The 886-nt window shown below is 38.5% G+C and carries 3 protein-coding genes; all 3 read left to right on the forward strand.

Annotation, left to right across the window (positions count from 1 at the left end):
* On the forward strand, positions 1 to 417 hold a 417-nt coding region (locus AC4GME_RS16275), incomplete at its 5' end, for a transposase (protein ID WP_490379776.1).
* Between the two features lie 196 nt (positions 418 to 613).
* A complete protein-coding gene (locus tag AC4GME_RS16280) occupies positions 614 to 742 on the forward strand; it encodes a hypothetical protein (protein ID WP_490379777.1) in 129 nt (42 codons plus the stop codon).
* Between the two features lie 60 nt (positions 743 to 802).
* Positions 803 to 886, forward strand: an 84-nt coding sequence (locus AC4GME_RS16285; protein WP_490379782.1) for a hypothetical protein, incomplete at its 3' end; no start/stop codon positions are given.

Raw genomic sequence — 886 nt, forward strand, 5'->3', positions numbered from 1 at the left:
GTTCCAACTAAAACGATTGAACTTCAAGATATTAAATCGATAAGGTGCATAAGACAAAGTAGAGTCGATCAACGCCTTGCTGCTGCTAATCAATTAAAGAGTTTAGCCAGTGAGTATGGTGTGACCATAGCGAAAAGCTTTAAATGCTTAAAAGAACAAGTGCCTATTGCTTTAGAAGATCCTGACAATGAATTATCACTGATTATGAGACGTATCCTTCATGATTTATTAGAAGAAATTAATGTCCTCACGCTTGAAATAAAATCATTAACCAATGATCTTGAATCTCTTTGTAAACAGCAACCGCGTTATCAAGCATTGTTGGCTATTCCAGGGTTTGGGCCAATTGTAGCCGCCGCATTTTTAAGTCAGGTTGGCATGATAAAAGGCAGGACATCCATACCTTATACTGTTTAAAATCATTGTGTTAAACATATTATTAAAAACAGCTAAACATTGCTATTACACTTTCTCTGATAAAGAATAAACGGGACACCCGTCATTTTATTTACCCGCATTTTACAAATCCCCGCATAGAACACCGTTAAGCACTTTTAACCTTTATTTAAACGCTGTATAACACCTGTGTAAAACAGGAAAAAGAGTGTCATTCATGTCAATTAGAAAACAACCAAACGGTAAATATCTCGCTGATTTTCGCCCTAACGGCATCGGCGGTGTGCGTGTTCGTAAGCAGTTTGATACGCAGGGTGAAGCAAAGCGCTTTGAGCAGTACACCTAAAATGAAGCGAGCCAAAAATCATGGCAGCCTGACAAAATTGATAACCGCCGATTAGATGAATTGATTGAACTTTGGTTTAACCTGCACGGCCAGGCGCTTAATGACGGCAAAAAGCGTAAAAACAAACTGCTGGCTATGTCATTA

It is taken from the genome of Psychromonas sp., assembly GCF_983033635.1.